A 17646-nucleotide genomic window follows, 5' to 3' on the forward strand; every position below is an offset into this window, starting at 1 on the left:
AACCCGGAAAGGGGGTGGTGCTACTCTGCGATGGACAGGCCGCTTTGCTTCAGCCCGTCAACCGTCGCGGTTTGCGCGGTGTCGACTGCCTCGCCGAGGGTTCCCCCGGTGCTGAGCTTCCCGTAGGCGTCCTTCATTGCGGTGTTGGTGACATCCCAGTTCGGGCCCCATTGCCAGTCCGGCAAGACCGTCTTGTAGGCGGACTCGAAGACCCCGTAAATGTCGTTGCCGAAGTAGCTGGCGTCAAAGGCCTCTTGCGCCACCGGGGTCAGGCCGGGGAATGCCAGGAATGCAGATCCGGTGTTGCCGCGGGCCTTGATGGCTTCCGGGTTGGTGGTCAGGTACTTGATGAACTCGGCCGCGGCGGCAGGGTTCTGGCTGCTCTTGGTGATGTTGAAGCTGGATCCGCCGTAGAAGGCACCGGCCGGTGCATCCCAGTTGGGCAGCTGCGCGGCAATCCACTTGCCCTTTTGGCCGCTGGCCTCGGTGCGCTTCTGGATGCCGGTGGCGCTCCAGTTGGCGCCAACGACGCTGGCCACCGTTCCGTTGGAAAGGTCGAGGCTCCATTCATCGCTGTAGGCCTGCGAGACCTTGACGAGGTCGGCGTCGATCATCTTCTGCCAGAAGTCTGCCACCTTCTTGGTGGCGGCATCGTTGATGCCGATCTTCCAGCTGTCGTCTGCGACATCGAACCAGCTGCCGCCTGCCTGCCAAGCCAGGCCCGCGGTCGCTGCAACTTCGTTCGGGTTGAAGCTTGCCAGGTAGGAATCGGGGGCGACCTTCTTGAGTTTCTTGCCGGCCTCCTCGAATTCCGCCCAGGTCTTGGGAACCTCGACGCCGGCCTTTTTGAGCATGTCCTGGCGGTAGTACATGACCATGGGGGCCGCATCGTAGGGCAGTCCGTAGATCTTGTCGCCGAATTCGATCTGGCCGCGAATTTCGGTGGCCAACTTGTCAACGGTTTCGGCCTCGTCGATCAGACCGTTCAACGGCTGGACCTGGCCGTTGCTGACGAACAGCGGCAGCTGCGGATACTCGATGGTCGCGACATCGGGGCCGTTGCCGGCCGTGATTGCGGTGGACAGCTTGGCGTATCCACCGCTGGCGCCTTGGGGAATGGTTTCGAAATTGACGGTGATCTTGTCTTGGCTCTTGTTGAATGCGGCGGCGACCTGATCCATGCCGGCCAGCGACGACCAGAAGGTAATGGATCCCGCGGGATCGCCGGTTGAAACGGGGGCAGCGGACGGACCGGAAGCCGATCCACAGGCGGCAAGCAACATGACGCTGCTGGCCAGACCGGCTACCCCGATGAGCAGTTTGCGACGCTTCATTGTTCTCCCTTGAAATCCATGATGCGGTGGTGACGGTAATCACCGTCGGATGCGATAGATCCATAAAACACGCAGTTCTGAACGAAGTAAACAAAGTGAACAAAGGTGAACATTCCAAGTCGAGTGCTACCCTCGGCTCGTGGGTCACACGGCGCGCCAAGCCCATTCGGCATTCATTCGGTCAGCATCCATGCGGGCACCTCGTAGGGGGCCCGGCCCTGATGCCAGGCCCAACCTAATCCGTTCAGGGGGAAGCGCACGAGCGCCGGGGCATCCCTGCCCAGCAGGCTACTTGGCCGTCGATTCCCTGACGACCAGCGTCGGCGACAGGCTGACCCGCTGCACGGCAAGTTCCCACCGGCGCTTGGGCCCCAGACGGTTCAAGCACATTTGCAGGGCGTGGTAGCCGACGTCGAACTTTGGCGGCGCCACCGCACTCAGCGGCACTGCTCCCAAGGACGCAACTTCATCGTCGTATGCCACCACCGCGAAATCCTCTGGAATGCGGAGCGCTCGCGCTTCACACAGGTCCGCAAACGTGAGCGCGTCCTCGTCGTTGTGGATGATGGCCGCGGTGGCTCCGGCATCTACGAACCGGTCGACAATGCAGCTCATCTGCTCACGGAGCTTTTCGGGGTCGCTGGTGTCGTACGTGACGCCCGTCAGGTCGGCATCGGGCGCAAGCCCCGCATTTTGCGTCGACAGGCGATAGCCCTCCTCGATATGCGACGCCGTGGGGCTGTCCTTGCGGGTGCACAAAGCGATTTTTCGATGGCCCAGCGACAATAGGTGTGTCACAGCAATCTCTGCGCCGCGGACGTGGTCGCTCTGGACGGATTCGAGCCTGCCGGCGTCCAGGACATCGCCAATCGACCGCTCAACGACGACAACCGGAACTTCCGCCGAGGCCAGGAGATCCAGCGTGGGCGTTCCGGCCAGGCGTTCTGCGCTGGGAGTCACCAATAACCCATCGACGCCGCTCTTGAGCAGACGTTGTATTTGCCGCTGTTCTTCGGCCGGCGAGTAGTTTGAGACGCCGAGCACCAGCCTGACGCCGAGCTCTGACGCCGCGGCTTCTGCCCCCCTGATGACTCCTGGGAAGTAGTACTTCGACGTAGGAACGACCATTCCGATGGTGGCAAGCGGTCGCTGCCCCGGGACATGCGGGTTGGTCTTTCCGCCCGGGGAAACGGACCCCGGGTTGCCGCCGCTCCTGCCGGTGTTTCGCTGGGCACGGCCTCCGGAATCCCCGAAACGTTCCGCAACGGCAATCGCCCCGCCGTGAACGCGCTGCAGCGCCCCCTGCTCTTCCAGGAGGGCGAGATCGCGTCGGACCGTCATGCCAGAAATCCCCAAACTGCGCGCGAAATCCGCGGCATTCAGCGATCCCCGAAGGGCCAGTTCGCGAAGGATCCGATTCTGTCGTTCCTCAATCATCATCGACACGCCCTCCAATTTGTTTAGTATTGTGCATTACGTTCAGTATGAACCAATTCGGAGTCAATGTGTTCAGTCAAGACTTTTAAACGCAACTGTTACTCGAAAGCTCAAGTCGAGAGGCATTTTCGACGCAATTGCGGGTTCGATCGATTGTGCGTCGGCACGTTGCCGCCCCGAGCCGCCAACTTGCGCCCGAGCACGAAGAGTGAGGCAGATGTTCAATGCCCAATTCGGCATCGTCTGCATGCCTGGAGCGGTTCCCGGACTTGCCTTCCGGCCAGTGTGTATGAACGGGATGGTGTTTTTCCTTCTTGGACCGGCTCGATGCGGGTGGCGACTGCGTTCACTTACCGAGGCGCACGAAAAAGACCTATGTCCTTTCCTTACAGATCGGGTGGGGCTCATTCGATGCTTAGACGGGGGCTGGGGGTGGCGGTCCTTGGTTAGGATCGGAAACTTCCGGAAATACACGGAAGTTTGTACCGCTGCCAGGAAACGAAAAATCCCCGTGATTTTCGGGCATTTCTGCCGCGAAACCACGGGGATTTCGGTGGAGCCTCCTACCGGATTCGAACCGGTGACCCCCTGTTTACAAGACAGGTGCTCTGGCCAACTGAGCTAAGGAGGCGTGCAACTCATCGCATGTTTGCAACGCGAGTGCAGAATCAAGCGTAGCCGACAATTACCCGCAGCATAAAACCGACGAGGCCCGGCTCGAACCGCAGGGAAACGTATGGCCGGGTTCCCGACCGCCAGAAGCGGTCCGGAACCCGGCCATCGTGAAGATGCGGTGCCTTTTGTTTACTTGTTGGCAGCGATCTGTTCGTTCACGAAGGAAACGAAGTCCGGGTTCGCGGTCTGGTCCCAAACCTTGCCCTGAACGAAGATGCTCGGGGTGCCTGCAATGGCATCCACGCGGGCCGCCGTGTCGGTGAACTTCACGAACGGGCGGAAGGTCCCCTTGTCGATGCAGCTGGCGACATCCGCGCCGTTGTCCTTGGCCAACTGGGCCAGGGCCTTGTTGTTCATCTCGCCCTGCGGGTAGTGGGCGAACAATGCCTTGGAGAACGGCAGGTAGGAAGCCGGTGCGGCGTCCGCAACGCAGGCCAGTGCATTGGCACCGCGCGAGGAGTAATTTGTCGGTGAACCACGGTCGAGGAAGGCAACGTTGCGGTATTCCACGTTGACGTCGCCGGCGGCAAGCCAGTTGGCGATCTGGTCGGCGTACTGGGTCTCGAAATCTGCGCAGTGCACGCAGTTGACGTCCACGTAAATGAGCAGGTTGACCGGCTCGCCCTTGGCCGATGCCTTGGCGTCGCGTGGAGCCGCCGGTGGCGGAGTCGAGCCCTGCGGAGGAGTGCCTGCCTTGGTGGCATCAACCGTGATGCCGGACGTGTCGGCCAGCGTCTTGTCCGAGGTCAGCGTGATGCCGCCGGCGGCATTGCCGCCCTTGGGTGCGTTGCCCGCGTCGGCGACCTTGCCCGAGTTGTTCTGCAGGATGATGGCGGCGACAAGGGCGACCACCGCCAGGACTGCAACGAGAACGCCGAGCTTGATGAACAGTGATTTGCGTTTGTCCGCGGCTTCCTGGGCAACACGCATTTTCTGCGCCTGCTCGCGCGCGCTCGCGGTGCGGTCGGCCTTGTTCGGCCGCTGGCTTTCGGATGCCATAGGTCAATCGTCCCTTACGTAGGTTTGGTACTCCCCCAACTTCACCAGTTTAGGGCACTGACGCGGCGTTCCTCGGCGTCATAGTGTCGCGTCCGTGTCGAAGCTAACCTAGGCTCAAGGACAATTAGGCGTTCGCGAACTGGAGGATCACTATGATGGCCGATCAAGATCACGAGCCCTCACCTGCCCCCGAACATCGGGGCTACGACTTTATTGTGGTTGCCAACCGGTTGCCGGTGGACCGGGTTGAGGGAGAAGACGGAGAACTGCTGTGGCGTCGTTCGCCGGGTGGATTGGTCACCGCCATCGCACCGGTCATGCAGGAATCCGATGGCGCCTGGGTCGGTTGGCACGGGGCCACGGGCGAAGAACTCGCACCCTTCGAGAACGAGAACATCCACCTGATTCCGGTGCCCCTGGATGAGGAGGACCTCGAGCTGTACTACGAGGGATTCTCCAACTCAACGCTCTGGCCGCTGTACCACGACGTCATTGTCCCCCCGGAGTTCCACCGCACGTGGTGGGACAACTACAAGAAGGTCAACAAGCGATTCGCCGAGGCCACCGCCAACGTCGCCAACAAGGGCGCCACCGTGTGGGTGCAGGACTACCAATTGCAGTTGGTGCCCAAGTTGCTGCGCGAGCTCCGCCCCGACCTGCGCATCGGTTTCTTCAACCACATCCCGTTCCCTTCCCCCGAGATTTTTTCCCAGCTTCCCTGGCGGCGGCAGATCCTTGAGGGCCTGGCCGGGGCCGACCTGGTGGGCTTCCAGCGCACGGCGGACGCCAGCAATTTCCTGCGCAGCATGCGCCGCTACACGGACCGCACCGTCAAGGGCTCGTGGGCGATTCCGCCTGCTCAACTGGACGGCAGCGCCTCGACCAGGAACATCTGCCGTGCCGAGGCCCATCCGATCTCCATCGACACGGCACAGGTTGCCGAGCTTGCCCATGATCCGGAGATCATTGCCCGGGCCAAGCAAATCCGCAAGGAACTGGGCAACCCCAAGACGGTGCTTCTGGGTGTCGACCGGCTCGACTACACCAAGGGACTCAGGCACCGGCTGAAGGCTTACGGCGAATTGTTGGCCGACGGCGACCTGGTGGTTGGCGAGACCTGCCTGGTCCAGGTGGCCAGCCCCAGCCGTGAAAACGTCGAACGCTACGCCCAGTTGCGTGACCAGGTTGAGCTCATGGTCGGTTCGCTCAACGGCGAGCACGACACCATGGGCCACACGGCAGTGCGCTACCTGCACCATTCGTACCCGTTGCGGGAAATGATTGCCCTCTACCTGGCCGCCGACATCATGCTGGTCACCGCCCTGCGCGACGGCATGAACCTGGTCGCCAAGGAATTCGTGGCCGCCCACACCGACAACAGCGGCATGCTGGTGCTCTCGGAATTCGCCGGCGCCGCGGACCAGCTCACGCAATCGGTGCTGGTGAATCCGCACGACATCGACGGCATGAAGACCGGAATCCTGCGCGCCGTGCACATGGATCCGCTCGACTCCTCCAGGCGCATGCGCAGGATGCGCCGGCACCTCAAGGAACACGACGTGGCCCGATGGTCCGACACGTTCCTGACCGCGTTGTCCCAGCCCCTGCCGGTCGACACCCTCGTCTAGCAACGGACTGGGCAACGCCGCCTCGCTGGCCATCCAGCCGGGCGTTTTCCGCTCCAACCTTGAAAGGACCCAGGCACAAACCCATGGGACCTCTGTCGCCAGAACTCGCCGACGCCATCGAAACCCTGGCCGAAACCCAGATACTCCTTGTCGCGCTCGACTTCGACGGAACCTTGGCGCCGCTTGTCGATCACCCCGACGATGCCCGGCCGCTGCCGGCCTCCGCCGAGTTGTTGTCCAGGCTCGCGTCCACGGAAAACACCGTCACGGCCTTGATCTCGGGGCGCGATCTGGCATCCCTTCGCGCCGTGGCAAACCCGCCGACGGAAACCCTGCTGGTGGGCAGCCACGGCACCGAACGCTGGGCCCCGGAGAGCTTTGGCATCGACGCCACGCACATCGACCTCAATGAGAAACAATCGGCGGCCCTGGACAAGGCCACCAAGGTGCTGGAGATGGTCGTCGCCGCAAACCCCGAAACCAGCCTCGAATACAAGCCGGCCTCCGTGGTGTTGCACGTGCGCCAGACATCCCCCGAGGTCGCTTCCAGGGCGCTGCGTGTGGCCCACGAAAAGCTGGAGGACGTCAAGGACCTCTGGACCCTGGACGGCAAGGCAGTCCTCGAAGCCACCGTGCTGTCGGGAACCAAGGGCGAGGGGTTGGACTGGTTGCGCGAGGTGGCAGACGCCTCCACCGTGCTCTTCGCCGGGGACGATGTCACGGACGAAGACGCCTTCGCGGTCCTGCGTCCCGGGGACATCGGGGTCAAAATAGGTTCAGGTAATACAAGAGCACAATTCCGTCTTAATGGGCCCGGAGAATTGTCAACCCTTTTGGAAGCGGTGCTCGATATGAGAAGCTTGTGATTCCATTCACAACGGACCGTCGGGCACGTACCTGCCCGTGAAAGGATTAATGCCCCATGGCATCTGTAACTTTTGACCAGGCTTCACGCGTCTACCCCGGAGCCACCAAGCCCAGCGTCGACAAGCTCTCGCTGGAAATCGCCGACGGGGAATTCCTCGTTTTGGTCGGCCCTTCCGGCTGTGGCAAGTCCACCTCCCTGCGCATGCTCGCAGGCCTGGAAGACGTCAACTCCGGCCGCATCCTCATCGGCGACCGCGATGTCACCAACGTTCCCCCCAAGGACCGCGACATCGCCATGGTTTTCCAGAACTACGCGCTGTACCCGCACATGACCGTGGGCGACAACATGGGCTTCGCCCTGAAGATCGCCGGCGTTGACAAGGAAGAACGCGCACGCCGCGTCCAGGAAGCCGCAAAGCTGCTGGACCTCGAGGACTACCTTGACCGCAAGCCGAAGGCGCTCTCCGGCGGCCAGCGCCAGCGTGTTGCCATGGGCCGCGCAATCGTACGTAGCCCACAGGTCTTCCTCATGGATGAGCCGCTGTCCAACCTCGACGCCAAGCTTCGCGTGCAGACCCGCACGCAGATCGCATCGCTGACCCGCCGACTCGGCGTCACCACCGTGTACGTGACCCACGACCAGGTCGAGGCACTGACCATGGGCGACCGCGTCGCTGTCCTCAAGGACGGCTTGCTGCAGCAGGTCGGCACCCCGCGCGAACTGTACGACCGCCCGCAGAACGTCTTCGTTGCAGGCTTCATCGGCTCCCCCGCCATGAACCTGCTGGAACTGCCGGCAGTCAACGGCGGCGTCGCCTTCGGCGGCACCATCTACCCGGTGTCCTCCGCGACCCTCGAGGCCGCAACCGGCAACTCGGTGACCCTGGGTGTCCGCCCGGAGGACCTCGACCTGGTCTCCGCGGGCGAGGGCCTGGCAGTGAACGTCGATGTCGTCGAGGAACTCGGCGCCGACGCCTACGTCTACGGACACACCACCGTCGGCGGCACCGAATACCAGATGGTTGTCCGCGTCGACGGCCGCAAGCCCCCGTTCAAGGGCGAAACCGTGCACGTGCTGCCGAAGGTCGGACACGTCCACCTCTTCGACACCGCATCCGGCGAGCGCCTGGCGGACGTCAAGGCACCGGGCGCCCACGCGGCACCGGTTCCCAGCGAGGTCTAGGCCCGGTCACCACGGGCGGTAAGCTCGGACCAAGTGCCAACGGCGGCCGCATTCACCACACATGGATGCGGCCGCTTTTGCACATCCGGCATTCTTTTGCCATCGCCACCGCGCTTGATCCAGCGCACTTGAGCCTTTCGACAAGGGACGGTTTCCACCCCATGATTCGCCACACCGCCCAATGGCACGACGAACCCACCAACTACGTCCAGCCCGGAAAGCTTCCGCGCGACGCCGCGGCCGCGGCCGCGGCCGGCCCCGCCGTGGCAGGCTCGCTGTCCATCACCTCCGCCACGGCCGACCCCGCGTTGCTGGACCTGCCGTGGCAGATCCGGCTTGAGGACTGGCCGGCCGACACCCTGGCCCCGCTGCCGCGCGGCATCTCGCGGCACGTGGTGCGCTTCGCCATGATGGGCGGGTCCGTGATCGCCATCAAGGAAACCGGCGAACACGTGGCCCGGCACGAGTACCACATGCTGCGCAAGCTGCGCCGGCTGGCGGCCCCCTGCGTGGAACCCGTCGCGGTGATCACCGGGCGCAAGGACACCGACGGCAACGACCTCGAGCCGGTGCTTGTCACCCGGCACCTGAAGTATTCGATGCCCTACCGCGCGCTGTTCTCCCAGAAGCTGCGCCGCGACACCCTCACCCGGCTCATCGACGCCCAGGCGCTGCTGCTGGTGCGCCTGCACCTGATCGGCTTCTACTGGGGCGACGTGTCCCTGTCCAACACCCTGTTCCGGCGCGACGCCGGGTCCTTCGCCGCGTACCTGGTGGACGCGGAAACCGGCGAGCTGTACCCGGAGCTGTCCTCCGGGCAGCGCGAGTACGACCTGGAGATCGCGCGGGTGAACATCGCCGGGGAGCTCATGGACCTCATGGAGGCGGGGCTCATCGAGGAGAAGGTCGACCCCGTCGCCACCAGCGAACAGATCCTGCACGCCTACCGCGGGCTGTGGGCCGAGCTGAACGAGAAGGAATCCTTCGACCTGTCCGAGCGCTGGCGGGTCGACGAGCGCATCCGCAGGCTCAACGACCTGGGCTTCGACGTGGAGGAGATCAGCCTCAAGACCTCCCCCGACGGCGGCCAGCTGGTCATCCAGCCCAAGGTGGTCGACGCCGGGCACCACACCCGCCGCCTGTTGCGGCTCACCGGGCTGGATGTGGAGGAGGGACAGGCCCGGCGCCTGCTCAACGACATGGACGCCTACCGGGCCAAGAAGCACCCGGACCTCGACGAGGAACTGGTGGCGGCGCACTGGGTGGCCAACGTCTTCGACCGGATCACCGGCGCCATCCCGCGCGAGTTCCACGGGAAGCTGGAGCCTGCGCAGATCGTGCACGAGGTGCTGGAGCACCGCTGGTACATCTCCGAGGCGCGCGGCTCCAACGTGCCCATGGAGGAGGCGGTGGCGTCCTACGTCGACGCGGTGCTGCGCCACCGTCGCGACGAGGCCCGGCTGATGCTCGATCCGGAAACCGCGGGCGGCGAGTGACCCCCGTGGCGCCTGCGCCCGTCGGCTAGTTCCATCCGATCGGGGCTGGCAGCGCGTAGAGCGCGGCGCCCGCACCCGGGGCGGCTATGACCAGTGACTGTCCGTCGTCGCCCGCTGCCGCTTCCGGGGCGTCGCCCACGTGCAGCAGAGGGGCGCCGATGACGATGCCGGTTTCCGATCCCGCCAGCAGGCCCGGCACCGCGATGGCCGCCACCGGCCCGCGGCTGACCAGACACAGCACGGATCCGCTCGCGTGTTCGCGCACATAGACCAGCAGGTCACCGTGGGCGTGGATGAAGCGCAGCGACCCGTCGACCAGCGCGCGGTGCTCGGTGCGCAAGGCTGCAAGCGCGGCGTAGAGCCCGCGCAGGTCGGCACCCCACTTTTCCGGGGCGTCCCACGGCATGGGGGTGCGCGAGTCCTCGCCGTTGAACCCCTTGAGGCCGAACTCGTCCCCGGCAAACACCAGCGGGATCCCGGGGAAGCTGAACTGCGCGCACGCGGCGATCTGCTGGCCGCCCTCGATCATGTGGCTGGCCGCCCGCGCCGTGTCATGGGTGTCCAGGGCGTTGGCGTTGGCCAGCCGCACCTCCCAGCTGTATCCGGCGGAGAACTCGCGGTGGGTCGTCACGAAGTCCGCGGCGTCGATGCGCGCGGGCCCGGCCTGCGGCAGCCCGAAGAACCACCCGGGCGCCTCGGGGTCCGGGTCCTTGGCCAGGAACTGCCACAGCGGCCTGGTGAAGTTGGTGTAGCTGACCGCTCCCTGCCAGCCGTCCCCGGGCACGTCGGGGGCGGCGTCCGAGGTCGATTCGGCCAGCAGCATGGCACCGGGCTTCACCTCTTCCAGGCGGGCCCGCAGCATGCGGGCCACCTCGTGGTTCAGGTCGTCGGCGCCCAGCCGGCCCGTCATGTTTCCGACGTCGATGCGCCAGCCGTCGAGGTTGTAGGGCTCCTTCAGCCAGCGCACGGCCACCGAGTCCTCGTCCAGGATGAAGCGGTCGCGCAGCGCCGCCGAGTTCCAGTTCAGCTTCGGCAGCGAGGGCACGCCCAGCCAGGACTCGTACCGGCTGTGGTCATCGGTGAAGTAGTAGTACTCCCCCTCGCTTGCGCCGGGGTTCCTGTGGGACTTGAGGAACCACTCGTGCCCGGCGCCCGTGTGGTTGGTGGTCAGGTCCCCCACCACGCGCAGGCCCAGGCCGTGCGCCGCGGACACCAGCGAGACGAGGGCCGCGTCCCCGCCGAGCAGCGGATCGACGGTGTCGAAGCTCGAGGCGTCGTAGCGGTGGTTGGACTCCGCGGGGAAGATCGGGGTCAGGTACAGGACGTTGGCGCCCAGCTCCGCGAGGTGGCCCAGTCGCGCCTCGATGCCGGGCAGGTCCCCGCCGTAGAACTGGCGGCCGGTGTTTTCGCCGCTGCCCTCCACCGGGGCGTCCCAGCCGCAGGCGACCATCCATCCGGCCGCGGGCTTCTCGGCGCCCGAGTTGGCGAACCTGTCGGGGAACACCTGGTACATGACCGATTCCTTGACCCAGTCCGGAGTGCCGCGGCCGGCGTGGATCCTGAAGTCGTTCACGTCCGGCACATCCCGGCGGTGCAGCCCGGTGGCGTTGAACCAGCGGTGGTCGGTCAACCCCGCCTCGTCGGTGTACGCAAGGTACCACCTGTAGCGCTGCACGGGGTTGGCCATCACCAGCGGCGCCTCGAACCAGACGGCGGCGCCGTCGTCCGCGGACCTGGCGGCCGGCTCGATGTGCGGTTCGCCGTCGCGCAGGCTGCGCAGCCAGACCCTGGCGGTGCGGCCGGGTTCGGCCGGAACGCGCAGCCGCACCCGCAGTTCGTCCCCGAGTTGCGGGATGCCGGGACCCCGGACGTAAAGCCCGGATCCGTCGTGGTGCGGGGCATGGATCAACGCCGAGTCTGCTGCCAACATGGTGCGGTTCTCCTGGGGATGCTTTTTGGGGGGGTGTGACTTGCGGACGCTCGGGTGCGGGCCTAGCCCTTGACGCCGCCGGCGGTCAGGCCGGAGGTGATGTAGCGCTGCAGGAAGAGGAAGAGCGTCATGACGGGGACCGCTGCAAGCACCGCGCCGGCGGCGAAGACGCCCCAGTTCTCGCTGCGCTGCTGGGCCACGTAGGAGTACAGGCCCACGGCCAGGGTCTGGGACTCGGGGTCGGTGAGCACCACGGAGGCGATCACGAACTCGGAGGAGATGCCGATGAAGGCCAGCAGGCCGACGACCGCGAGGATCGGGGTGACCAGCGGCAGGATGATCTTGAAGAACACCTGCACGTGGCTGGCGCCGTCGATGCGCGCGGACTCGTCCAGCGAGATCGGCACGGTGTTGAAGAACCCGTACATCAGGTAGGTGTTCACGCCCAGCGCCCCGCCGAGGTACACCATGATCAGGCCCAGCTGCGAGCCGAGCCCGAGCGCCGGGATGATGTCCCCGATGAAGTTCAGCAGCAGGAAGATCGCCACGACGGTGAGCAGCTGCGGGAACATCTGCAGCAGCAGGAGCGTCAGCAGCCCCGCCCGGCGGCCGGTGAAGCGCATGCGGGAGAAGGCGTACGCGGCCAGCGCCCCCAGGAAGACGGTGGCCACCGAGGTCACGGTGCCGATCACCAGGGTGTTGACGAACCAGCGCCCGAAGGGCCGTTCCTGGTTGGCGAAGAGCGCCTCGAAGTTGCCGAAGCCGATCTCGGTGAACAGCGTGCTGGCCCCGGCCATGGTGCCGGCGGGGTTCAGCGCCGCGGAGAGCACGTAGAGCAGCGGGAAGATCGAGAAGGCGGAGGCGACGACGGCCACCAGGTGGCGCCAGCCCTTGGTCTTGAACCAGTGCCCGGGGGTCTGCTTGTTTTCTGCCGGGGCTTGCGCCTCCGCGTGCGTGGATGCCGTGCTCATGAGTTGATCTCCTCGAGGGCCTTGGTCTTCTTGAAGCTCAGGGCCGAGACGGCCGCCACGATGATGAAGATCAGGATGGCCAGCGCGCTGGCCAGGCCGTAGTCGCGCCCCGTGCCGGTGCCGAAGGCGATCTTGTAGACCATGGTGATCAGGATGTCGGTGGAGCCGATGTCGAAGGTGGTGTCCGCGAAGCGCGGCCCGCCACCGGTGAGCATGTAGATGACGTTGAAGTTGTTGAAGTTGAAGGCGAACGACGAGATCAGCAGCGGGGCCAGCGAGACCAGCAGCAGCGGCAGCTTGATGGCCGTGAAGATGCGCCAGGGGCTTGCCCCGTCCATCCGCGCGGCCTCGTCGACTTCCTCGGGCAGCGACTGCAGGGCTCCGGTGCAGACCAGGAACATGTAGGGGTAGCCCAGCCAGAGGTTCACCACGAGCACCGAGACCTTGGCCAGCACCGGATCGGTCAGCCACGGGATGTCGGCCCCGCCCAGGATCGCGTTGTTGATGAAGCCGAATTCGGGGTTCAGCAACCCGGACCACACCAGGCCGGAGAGGAACGCGGGGAAGGCGTAGGGCAGGATCATCAGGATCCGGTAGATCTTCTTCCCCTTGAGGTCCGCCTTGTTGAAGGTGATCGCCAGGAAGAGCCCGAGGGCGAAGGTGGTGGCCACCGACAGGATCGCGAAGGCGAAGGTCCAGAGGACGACCTGGACCAGGGGGCCCTGCAGGTTGGGGTCGGTGAAGGCGCGCTGGAAGTTCTCCAGGCCCACGTTCACCTTCCACCCGGTGTTCAGGCTGGTTCCGTCCGGCGCCACGAAGGAGCCGCGTCCGTTGTCCGAGTACACGACGCCGGTCTGGGTGTCGGTGAAGGTGTCCGCCGCGGCATCGTACTTCAGCTTGGGGGTGTAGACGTAGGAGGTCGAGCCGTCGGCGGTCTTCAGCGCCCCGTCCTCGGGATTCGCGCTGATCGGGACGCTCAGGGCGGTGATCTCGGCCTGGTGCTGGAGCAGCGTTGCGAAGTCCAGGGTCGTGTACCCCTCGACCCCGGTTGCGGCCCCGGTCGGGGAACTGGTGCTGGGGGTGACTGTTTCCAGCGGCAGGTCGGTGCCGCCGAGCTTGGCCTCTCCCTCGGGGGTCGTGACCAGCAGGAAGTAGGAGCCGTCCTTTTCCAGCACCGAGGTGGGGAACTGCGGCGAGTCGGGGACGCGCTCCGAGGCCGAAAGCTGGATCGAGGCGATCGCATCGGCCTTGGTGGAGTTGTGCCCGTCGCCGTAGTTGGTGAACGCGATGTAGGTGGAGAAGATCATCACGAAGACCTGGAATACCATCAGGAAGACCACGCCCGGCGCCAGGTACTTGGCGGGCAGGCCGCCGCGGCGCAGGTAGATCCAGTTGATGGCCAGCGTGGTGAGCAGCGAGATCCCGAAGACCAGCCATTCCCCGCTGAGCGCCAGTTGGAAAAGCACAAAGGCGGCCACCGCGTCGGTGATGCCCAGCAGGATGATCTTGGCCAGCGTCCCACCCAGGGAATCGGGCCCGTGGGACCTTTTCCTCGGCGGTGGCGCCTGGCGCCGCGGCTTTGCCGCGTTCACCTGTTCATCGATTTCGACCATGGGATCCGACAACTTTCCTTTGATGCTTTCCCGCCGGTGCGCGACGGATGGGGGGGTGCACGTCGGGGGTGACGGCGGGTTCACGCCATCACCCCCGACGGTAGTGGATTTGCGCGGCGGGACTACTTGCCGCCGGCGATCTTCTTCTCGATGTTTGCCGTCATCTTCGTCCAGGCCGCTGCCGGATCGGATTCCTTGCCCTTGATCAGGTTCAGCTGGGTTGCTCCCCAGTCGGCCCAGACCGCGTCCATGGCCGGAACCGCCGGCATCGGCACGCCGTTGGCGCCGATCTCGCCGAAGGCCTTGACCACCGGGTCGCTGGCTGCCTTGTCGAAGGAGGCCGTCAACGCAGGCGGGCGGCCGCCGACACTGAACAGCGCGTCCTGGGCCGCCTCCTGGGACAGGTAGTTGACCACGAATTCGTTGGCCGCAAGCGCATTGGTGGACTTGGCGGAGATGAAGAAGCCGTTGACCCCGATGAACGGCTGCGCCGGATCCTCACCAGCGGTGGGAAGCGCGTCGATGGAGAACTTGATGCCCTTCTTTTCGATGTCGGGCACGTTCCACGGACCCGTCACGAAGTACGGGGATTCACCCGCAATGAACTTCTCCTTGGCGATGTCTCCGGTGATGTTCGAGTTCAGGACCTTCTCGCCCTTGTCGCCCAGGTCCGCAAGCAGCTGCGCGAACTTCTGGCCGCCTTCGTTGCCCATGGTGAGCTTGCTTGCGTCATAGCTGCCATCGGCGTTCTGCGCGAACACCGGGGCGCCCATCGAGGTCTGGAACGGGTAGAGGTGGTACGGGTCGGCCTGCTTGGGGTCCAGGCCCACCAGGAACGGGAACTTGGCCTTGCCCGCGCCGACAGCCTTCTTGCCTTCGGCGAGCACTTCGTCGAGGGTCTTCTTGGCGGTGGGTGCGAGTTCGGTGTTGCGGATCAGCGCAACGTTTTCGATCGAGTACGGCACTGCGTAGGTCTGGCCGTCGTAGGTCACTGCCTTGATGGAGCTTTCGGCGAAGTCCTTGGTCTTGTCGCCCAGCTGGACGGGGGCAACCACGCCGTTTTGGACCAGCTTGCCCAGCCAGTCATGAGGGCCGACCAACACGTCAGGCCCCTTGCCGGTGGGCGCCTGGGTGATGAAGTCGTCGCGGACCGCGGCGAAGTCCTTGACTACCAGCTTGACGTCGATGCCCTTCTCCGCCTTGAACTTCGCGGCAATGTCCTTCAGCGCCGGGGCGCGTTCGGCATCGACCCACATGGTGAGGCTGGTGGTCGTCGCGGGTGCGCTGCTGGCCGCGCTCGTTGCGGCGGCGCTTGAACTAGCTGCCGGAGCCCCGCCGCTGCCACAGGCGGTCAGGGCCAGCGCGGAAATCGCGCCTACTGCTCCAAGGGTGAATGTGCGGCGCGTGAAGTGTGCACCGGGTTTGGTGGTTCCCGTCATGTTCTTCCTCTTTCAAATCTCGCGCGCCCCGCCCCGTGGGGTCGTTGTGGCCGTCGGCGCTTGTATCGTGAATTTAGTGTAAACGTTTCCACTCATGTCGTCTACATCACGTTAAAACTAGGTTTCGTCGCGTGTCGCGCGGGCCCTTCAGCCCGCCAGGTGCGGCATTCAAATTCCCTGTAAATCCGGAGTATTCAAAGCCAAGACGAAGCATGCGCGGTTTCTCTTCGATCGCGATACAAGAAAGTAAACGCTTCCACTTTTCCTGTTTTCGTCGCTATGATAGAGCGCATGCCACAGACTCCTGAGCTTGCCGAGAGCGCTCTGCCCGCACAAAACCTTCGGCTCGATTCCCCCGTCCACCATGCCTCGACGCATGCTGACTGGTGGCGCCGATCGGTGATTTACCAGGTCTATCCGCGCTCGTTCCGGGACACCACAGGCAATGGCATCGGCGACCTGCCGGGCATCACCCGGGAACTGCCGAAGATCGCCTCGCTGGGCGTCGATGCTCTGTGGCTTTCGCCCTTCTTCGCGTCCCCGCAACGCGACGCCGGCTACGACGTCTCCGACTACTGCGCGGTGGACCCGCTCTTCGGGACGCTCGGCGACTTCGACGACCTCGTCGCCGAGGCAAACCGCCTCGGCGTCAAGATCCTCGTGGACATCGTACCCAACCACTGCTCCAACGAGCACCTGCTCTTTGCCCGGGCACTTGCAGAGGGTCCCGGGTCGGCCGCACGGGAGATGTTCGTCTTCCGCGACGGACGCGGGGAGCGCGGGGAACTGCCGCCAAACAACTGGCAGTCGCACTTCGGCGGCTCTGCCTGGACGCGCGTCACCGAGGCCGACGGAAGCCCCGGCCAGTACTACCTGCACCTCTTTGACTCCAGCCAGCCCGACTTCAACTGGGACAACCCCGCCGTGGGCGACGAATTCGAGCGCATCCTGCGGTTCTGGCTGGACCGCGGCGCGGGCGGCTTCCGGGTGGACGTGGCCCACGCCCTGGTCAAGGATCCGGCGCTGCCGGACTGGGACGGGAACCCCGACGGCTCCCCCTCCCCCGGGTTCCCCTTCTCCGACGCACCCATGTTCGGCCGCCCCGGGGTCCACGACGTGTTCCGCCGCTGGCGCGGGATCTGCGACGAGTACGACGGCGAGCGCGTGCTGTGCGCCGAGGCCAACGTCCACCCGATCGAGGCCATGGCCGACTGGGTGCGCAGCGACGAGATGCACCAGTCCTTCAACTTCCCGTTCCTCCACACCGGCTGGGACGCGCCGGCATTGAAGGGAATCATCACCCGCTCGCTGAACGCATTCGACGCCGTGGGGGCACCGAGCACCTGGGTGCTTTCCAACCACGACGTGGCCCGCCACGCCACGCGCTTCGGCACCGTTGCCCCGGCAACGCGTCCGGGCGACGGGCTGGGGCCGGAGGATCCGCAGCCGGACCTGGAGTTGGGCCTTGCCCGCGCCCGCGCCGCAACGCTGTTCATGCTGGGCCTTCCCGGAGGCGCATACCTGTACCAGGGCGAGGAGCTGGGGCTGGGCGACCACACCGAGCTCCCCCACCCGCTTCGGCAGGATCCCACCTACGCACGGACCAGCGGCGAGCGCCTCGGCCGCGACGGCTGCCGCGTCCCCCTGCCGTGGTCCCCCGGGGGCCCGACGCTGGGGTTCAGCGATGCCGGCGAGGCGTGGATCCCGCAGCCGGCAACCTGGCAGGCCATGACCCGCGAGTCCCAGGAACTGGATCCCGATTCGACCCTGTGGATGTACCGCAATGCCCTGGGCCTGCGTCGGGCCCGCAATCTGGGGCTCGGGGATCTAAGCTGGCTAGTGGACACCGGAACCCCGGAGGTGCTTGGGTTCGCCAACGGCGGCCTCCTGGTCATCATGAACCTGGGGAACGCGCCGTTCGCGTTGCCGGAAGGCACCGTGCTGCAGGCCAGTTCCGCCACCGCCGTCGATGCCACGGGCCGTCTGTTGAGCCCCGATTCGACGGTGTGGCTGCTGCCTGCCTGACCGGCCGGCACCGTGCCCCGGGCAAGACAAACCGTACGACAGACAGCAG

Annotated in this window: 12 protein-coding genes and 1 tRNA gene; 5 read left to right on the plus strand and 8 right to left on the minus strand. The window is 65.4% G+C overall.

What is annotated here, in order from left to right:
- Nucleotides 1-20: 20 nt before the first annotated feature.
- The 4 genes from ACIQLF_RS17355 to ACIQLF_RS17370 all read right to left on the minus strand — a co-directional run bounded on the left by ACIQLF_RS17355 (nt 21) and on the right by ACIQLF_RS17370 (nt 4445).
- Nucleotides 21-1334 (minus strand): ABC transporter substrate-binding protein, encoded by a 1314-nt coding sequence (locus tag ACIQLF_RS17355; RefSeq protein ID WP_400301118.1) that lies wholly within the window; start codon nt 1332-1334, stop codon nt 21-23.
- 288 nt (nt 1335-1622) lie between these two features.
- The gene (locus tag ACIQLF_RS17360) at nt 1623-2774 is read right to left on the minus strand and encodes a substrate-binding domain-containing protein (protein WP_400301189.1); all 1152 of its coding nucleotides are present in this window, start codon (nt 2772-2774) and stop codon (nt 1623-1625) included.
- 551 nt (nt 2775-3325) lie between these two features.
- Nucleotides 3326-3402 (minus strand) — tRNA-Thr (locus ACIQLF_RS17365).
- 173 nt (nt 3403-3575) lie between these two features.
- Nucleotides 3576-4445 (minus strand): DsbA family protein, encoded by an 870-nt coding sequence (locus tag ACIQLF_RS17370; protein WP_400301121.1) that lies wholly within the window; start codon nt 4443-4445, stop codon nt 3576-3578.
- Between the two features lie 152 nt (nt 4446-4597).
- Between ACIQLF_RS17370 and ACIQLF_RS17375 the strand changes: the two genes are divergently transcribed.
- From ACIQLF_RS17375 to ACIQLF_RS17390, 4 genes are all read left to right on the plus strand, one after another.
- Entirely contained in the window at nt 4598-6073 is a 1476-nt protein-coding gene (locus ACIQLF_RS17375; RefSeq protein WP_400301124.1) for a trehalose-6-phosphate synthase, read from the plus strand.
- Nucleotides 6074-6156: 83 nt separating this feature from the next.
- Nucleotides 6157-6939 carry a trehalose-phosphatase gene (gene otsB / locus ACIQLF_RS17380; RefSeq protein WP_400301127.1) on the plus strand — a complete coding sequence of 261 codons (783 nt, stop codon included), beginning with the start codon at nt 6157-6159 and terminating at the stop codon, nt 6937-6939.
- A gap of 56 nt (nt 6940-6995) precedes the next feature.
- On the plus strand, nt 6996-8123 hold the full coding sequence (locus ACIQLF_RS17385) for an ABC transporter ATP-binding protein (RefSeq protein WP_387534038.1): 1128 nt from the start codon (nt 6996-6998) through the stop codon (nt 8121-8123).
- A gap of 161 nt (nt 8124-8284) precedes the next feature.
- Entirely contained in the window at nt 8285-9619 is a 1335-nt protein-coding gene (locus ACIQLF_RS17390) for a DUF4032 domain-containing protein (protein ID WP_400301131.1), read from the plus strand.
- A 25-nt stretch (nt 9620-9644) separates the two neighbouring features.
- On the opposite strand, the gene ACIQLF_RS17395 is transcribed toward ACIQLF_RS17390, so the two are convergent.
- From ACIQLF_RS17395 to ACIQLF_RS17410, 4 genes are all read right to left on the minus strand, one after another.
- A complete protein-coding gene (locus tag ACIQLF_RS17395) occupies nt 9645-11549 on the minus strand; it encodes a glycoside hydrolase family 13 protein (RefSeq protein ID WP_400301133.1) in 1905 nt (634 codons plus the stop codon).
- A gap of 62 nt (nt 11550-11611) precedes the next feature.
- Nucleotides 11612-12520: a sugar ABC transporter permease gene (locus ACIQLF_RS17400; RefSeq protein ID WP_400301135.1), complete on the minus strand. Its 909-nt coding sequence runs from the start codon at nt 12518-12520 to the stop codon at nt 11612-11614.
- On the minus strand, nt 12517-14133 hold the full coding sequence (locus ACIQLF_RS17405; RefSeq protein WP_400301138.1) for an ABC transporter permease subunit: 1617 nt from the start codon (nt 14131-14133) through the stop codon (nt 12517-12519). The genes ACIQLF_RS17400 and ACIQLF_RS17405 overlap by 4 nt, the downstream gene beginning before the upstream one ends.
- A gap of 122 nt (nt 14134-14255) precedes the next feature.
- Nucleotides 14256-15572 (minus strand): extracellular solute-binding protein, encoded by a 1317-nt coding sequence (locus tag ACIQLF_RS17410; protein WP_400301141.1) that lies wholly within the window; start codon nt 15570-15572, stop codon nt 14256-14258.
- A gap of 291 nt (nt 15573-15863) precedes the next feature.
- Between ACIQLF_RS17410 and ACIQLF_RS17415 the strand changes: the two genes are divergently transcribed.
- Complete coding sequence (locus ACIQLF_RS17415; RefSeq protein ID WP_400301143.1) at nt 15864-17597, plus strand: glycoside hydrolase family 13 protein; 1734 nt, start codon at nt 15864-15866, stop codon at nt 17595-17597.
- The last annotated feature ends 49 nt before the right edge of the window (nt 17598-17646 follow it).

This window comes from Paeniglutamicibacter sp. NPDC091659 (assembly GCF_044756805.1).
Classification (GTDB): Bacteria; Actinomycetota; Actinomycetes; order Actinomycetales; family Micrococcaceae; genus Paeniglutamicibacter.